The sequence below is a fragment of the Dysgonomonas sp. 37-18 genome (genome assembly GCF_001899125.1).
Taxonomy (GTDB): domain Bacteria; phylum Bacteroidota; class Bacteroidia; order Bacteroidales; family Dysgonomonadaceae; genus Dysgonomonas.
The window spans coordinates 1-4344 of the sequence record NZ_MKVC01000045.1 but is presented as its reverse complement, the minus strand read 5'-3'; the positions used below and the strand labels follow the sequence as shown (position 1 = coordinate 4344).

Annotated in this window: 5 protein-coding genes; 3 read left to right on the top strand and 2 right to left on the bottom strand. The window is 35.2% G+C overall.

All coding sequences use genetic code 11. From position 1 onward, the window contains the following. Window positions 1–42 precede the first annotated feature (42 nt). The 3 genes from BGO84_RS16910 to BGO84_RS16900 all read left to right on the top strand — a co-directional run bounded on the left by BGO84_RS16910 (window position 43) and on the right by BGO84_RS16900 (window position 1847). On the top strand, window positions 43–231 hold the full coding sequence (locus BGO84_RS16910) for a DUF2892 domain-containing protein (RefSeq protein ID WP_252639054.1): 189 nt from the start codon (window positions 43–45) through the stop codon (window positions 229–231). A 67-nt stretch (window positions 232–298) separates the two neighbouring features. Next, window positions 299–1213 (top strand): phospholipase A, encoded by a 915-nt coding sequence (locus BGO84_RS16905; RefSeq protein ID WP_291030969.1) that lies wholly within the window; start codon window positions 299–301, stop codon window positions 1211–1213. A 16-nt stretch (window positions 1214–1229) separates the two neighbouring features. Further along, window positions 1230–1847 carry a class I SAM-dependent methyltransferase gene (locus BGO84_RS16900; protein ID WP_291030968.1) on the top strand — a complete coding sequence of 206 codons (618 nt, stop codon included), beginning with the start codon at window positions 1230–1232 and terminating at the stop codon, window positions 1845–1847. A gap of 74 nt (window positions 1848–1921) precedes the next feature. Here the strand turns inward: BGO84_RS16900 and BGO84_RS16895 are convergent, their stop codons facing one another. Then, the gene (locus BGO84_RS16895; RefSeq protein ID WP_291030966.1) at window positions 1922–3715 is read right to left on the bottom strand and encodes a glycoside hydrolase family 15 protein; all 1794 of its coding nucleotides are present in this window, start codon (window positions 3713–3715) and stop codon (window positions 1922–1924) included. Between the two features lie 11 nt (window positions 3716–3726). Next, on the bottom strand, window positions 3727–4344 hold a 618-nt coding region (gene otsB, locus BGO84_RS16890), incomplete at its 5' end, for a trehalose-phosphatase (RefSeq protein ID WP_291030964.1).

The window sequence follows — 4344 nt, the reverse complement described above, 5'->3', positions numbered from 1 at the left end:
TTTTGTCCTTGATGTAGAGAATTTTTCTAAACTGATTTGATTATGAAACGTGAATATATTATACGGATAGTAGCGGGTACAATGGTACTAACAGGTATTTCTCTGGCTTATTTTGTTTCTATCGGATGGCTGTTGTTACCTGCATTTGTTGGAGTAAACCTTATACAGTCTTCGTTCACTAAATTTTGTCCGTTGGAAATCCTGCTCGATAAACTGAATATAAAACGGTAAATTGATTAATTAAACTTGAGAGAGCAAAACCGAACACTTAAATCGTCTTTTGCTCTCTTTTTTAGATATGAAAACAATATTTTATACAATAATCGTATTGTTTATCCTCATTATACACACCCCTAGGGTCTACTCACAAGAAAATACGATCTTACAGGTAGATAGTATTTCACTTCGGAATAACTATTTAAACGAGATGCAGTCGATAAATGTATTGAAACATAAACCGATTGAAGTTTCGGAAGACCTTGTAAGATCTGTACTAGACAAGCAGGCTCATTTTGCGGTGTATAAGGATAATTATATGGTAACCGGAATCCCTTTAAATAAATCGGTAACCCGCAAAACAGCGGATGCATTCTTTCAGTTTAGTATTCGCCACAGAGTTACCAGAAGTGTACTTCCTTTCAACTCATTCTTATACATTACTTATTCTCAGAAATCATTTTGGGATATTTACGACGAATCAAGTCCTTTTCGCGATACAAATTATAATCCGGGAATAGGCTTTGGCAGGTATGTGATAAAAGACAATAAACTGAAAGGGGCAATGATGATTTCTTTGGAACATGAGTCGAATGGTAAAGCAGGAGAAGATTCCCGTAGTTGGAACTATATAAATCTGTCAGCCAAATACTTTTACAATATGCGATTATCGGCTAAAGCTCAAATATATCTGCCCTATGTAGATGGTAGTAATAATAAAGATTTATTGCGCTACAAAGGATATGGCATTTTTTCGGTCAATTATATAGATAAGGAAAATCTATGGTGGTTTAGCCTTAATATAATGCCTCGAGATAAGGTTATAAACCCTAATTTACATACATCTTTATCATTTAGAGTATCTAAAAATTCAAATCAATACTTAACTTTGGATTATTATGCCGGTTATGGAGAAGGGTTACTGAATTACAAGAAATATACAAATCAAGTAAGAATAGGATTTACGATAAAACCGGATTTCTTCAGTGCATATTAACAGAAAATGAATGACTATGAATAATAAATGGGACGAAAGTTACAATATGAAAGAATACCGCTATGGAGAAGCTCCGAATCTATTTTTCAAGCAAATCATCGATACACTTCCAATAGGAAAAATTCTTCTTCCGGCTGATGGAGAGGGACGAAATGGTGTATATGCTGCAACAAGAGGATGGAGTGTAGACGCTTTCGACCAAAGCCAGCAAGCTAAAGAAAAAGCCTTGCGTTTGGCTCAAAAGAATAGCGTGGATATTTCATTCAAAGTGATTGATTTCGAAGATATCTCTGAAAATTATATTGTAGACTCTTATGATGTAATCGCTCTTACCTATGTTCACCTACCGGAACAGTTAAAAGCAAAATATCACAGATCATTATTGCCTTTTTTGAAAATTGGAGGGCATATTATTATCGAAGGATTCAGTAAAGAGCATGTAAAATACCAGCAACAAAATCCATTGGCGGGGGGGCCTCCACATGTGGAAATGATGTATTCGAAGCAAGAGATTCTCTCGATCTTTGATTCTTTACAGGTCGATCTTTTAGAAGAAATAGAAATAGAACTGGCAGAAGGTATAGGGCATAATGGAAAAGCCTCGGTAATACGCTTTATCGGGAAAAAGACGTAAACAAAAAGAGAGGCGACGGTAAATGATAACCGTTGCCTCTATTATATTACTTATAAAAGGCTACTGATTCAGTCTTAAGGTTTAATAAAATTGATATATTTTCGTTCTTCAGAGAATAGCAAAGCTGTATCTATCAACGCCAGATGAGAATATGCTTGAGGAAAGTTTCCTAGCATACGTTTGGTTTCGAAATCCAAATCTTCACTAAACAACCCTAGATGATTTGAATATTCCAGTAACTGATCAAATATTTTCCGGGCTTCGCCTTTCTCACCAATCATAAACAATGCACGAGTTAGCCAAAAAGTACAGATAGTAAAAGCAGAAGACGGCAAACCAAAATCATCATCGACTTTATATCGATACATTAATCCATTATGGTATAATTCTTCTTTTATACGTTTTACTGTCTTTATATAGCGATCATCGTTTGCATCTATAAAACCATACTGTTCCATCAAAAGCAATGATGAATCCATATGCGTATTATCATATGCTTGAGTAAAACTCTGAATCTGATCGTTCCATCCATTCTGCATCACATCTTCTTTTATAGCCATCGCTTCTTTTTGCCATGCTGATACATAGTCAGTCTGATTTAAAAGTTTGGCTATCTCTATTGCTCTGTCAAGAGCTACCCAACACATTACCTTCGAGAAGACAAAATTTTTTTCGATGTTACGAAATTCCCAAATACTCTGATCAGGATTTCGCCAAACCATATAGACTGTTCTGACGATCGATTTAACGACTTCCCACATTTCTTCCAACTCGCCCAATGTGCCAGGAAAACGGAAATAATAGCTATGTATAACATCCATCAAATAGCCGAAAGTGTCATTTTGTTTTTGGAAATATGCAGCATTTCCAATTCTTACCGGTTGGGAATTTTCATATCCTGCCAAATGTGGCAGTATCTCTTCTTTTAATGTACGACTACCATCTATTCCATACATAATTTGTAAAGAATCTGATTTAGACTTCAATATATCCTTCACAAAAGACATAAACCGCTTCGCTGTTGAATGATGCCCAAGTTCTATCAGGGTTTCTATAGACATCGATGCATCACGAATCCAGCAAAATCGATAATCCCAGTTGCGAACTTCGCCTATTGTTTCCGGAATACTGGTGGTAAGAGCTGCCATAATAGCTCCGGATGACTCATAACACATCAGTTTAAGAGCCAACAGACTGCGACAGATATAGTCGTTGTATTCGATGAATTTTCGGGAACGATTATTCCAGTTCAACCAGTAAATCTTTGTACGCTGATATTCGAGATAGGCTCGGTTGATATCTATATTCGCTAGTTTTTGACTATACGACAATAGCATATACTGGTCTTGCTCCAGAATAATTTCTTCTTGATTTAATATGGTGTCAAAATCAATACTTGAATATAAATAGATATTATCATTTCCGTCTACTAAAGAGAATGTTCTTATAAAGTAGGCAAACTTTTTGTGTATGACCGAATCTCTGGCATAATTCATTACAGGAGTATAATTTATCCTAAAACGTGGTTTACCATCAATGAGTCTTATATAACGATAAATTTCGGAAGGGATATAATACTCGTCTCCACGGGTCTTGTATCTCGGCATAAAATCGAGTACTTCAAATACGCCCTCATCAGAAGCAAAGCGAGTACAAAGTATATTTGTTTCTTTAAAGTAATTTTGTGTAATACGATAACTATCAGAAACAATGAATGAAAAGCTCCCGCCTTTATCTTTATCTAATAATTTAGAAAATACAGATGGAGAATCGAATACCGGAAAACAAAGCCAATCGATACTTCCTTCTTTTGAAATTAAAGCAGCAGTTTTACAATTTCCGACTACACCGTAATCTAGATTATCCATAAGCAATTAAATTATTTTATTAGTTTTTTCAAAAAATCAATGTTTAAAGTTTGTTTTGGAATATTATACCGCGCTGCATTTGATGGGTCTCCTACTTTTATCGTTATAGCCGTATCCGGCAATGCCATAAACATTTCTTCATCAGTTGTATCGTCCCCTATAGCCATCACAAAATCGTATTCACTTTGACTGATTAGCCTTAAAGCTTCTGAGCCTTTATTAAATTCGCCTGACTTAATTTCTACAATTTTATTTCCTTTCATTATCTGTAAATTCTGTCTTGATGCTGGATTTATTAAGGCATTTATCAACTGTGTTACACGCAATTCGGCTAACCAGACATCAACATCCCGGTAATGAAAGACCAAGGCCGTTTCTTTTATTTCAAGTTTCGAACGAGGAGTCTTTTTTACTGTATGTTTGATTATGTCTATTATCTCTTGATCCCATTCAATTTTCTGCCCTTTACTTTTCCATATACCATTCTCTTTGTAAAACATACCATGTTCGGCTGCCATATCTAATGGCAAATGTCCTAACCAATCTTCAAGAGCCTGTTTATCTCTACCACTACTTATTATCATTCTATTATGGCTATCAGCACACATTTTTTTCAAAAGATCAATAAC

Excerpts from the sequence above, each read along its gene's own strand:
- BGO84_RS16895 (WP_291030966.1), bottom strand. The coding sequence starts at position 3,715 with ATGGATAATCTAGATTACGGTGTAGTCGGAAATTGTAAAACTGCTGCT.
- BGO84_RS16910 (WP_252639054.1), top strand. The coding sequence starts at position 43 with ATGAAACGTGAATATATTATACGGATAGTAGCGGGTACAATGGTACTA.
- BGO84_RS16905 (WP_291030969.1), top strand. The coding sequence starts at position 299 with ATGAAAACAATATTTTATACAATAATCGTATTGTTTATCCTCATTATA.
- BGO84_RS16900 (WP_291030968.1), top strand. The coding sequence starts at position 1,230 with ATGAATAATAAATGGGACGAAAGTTACAATATGAAAGAATACCGCTAT.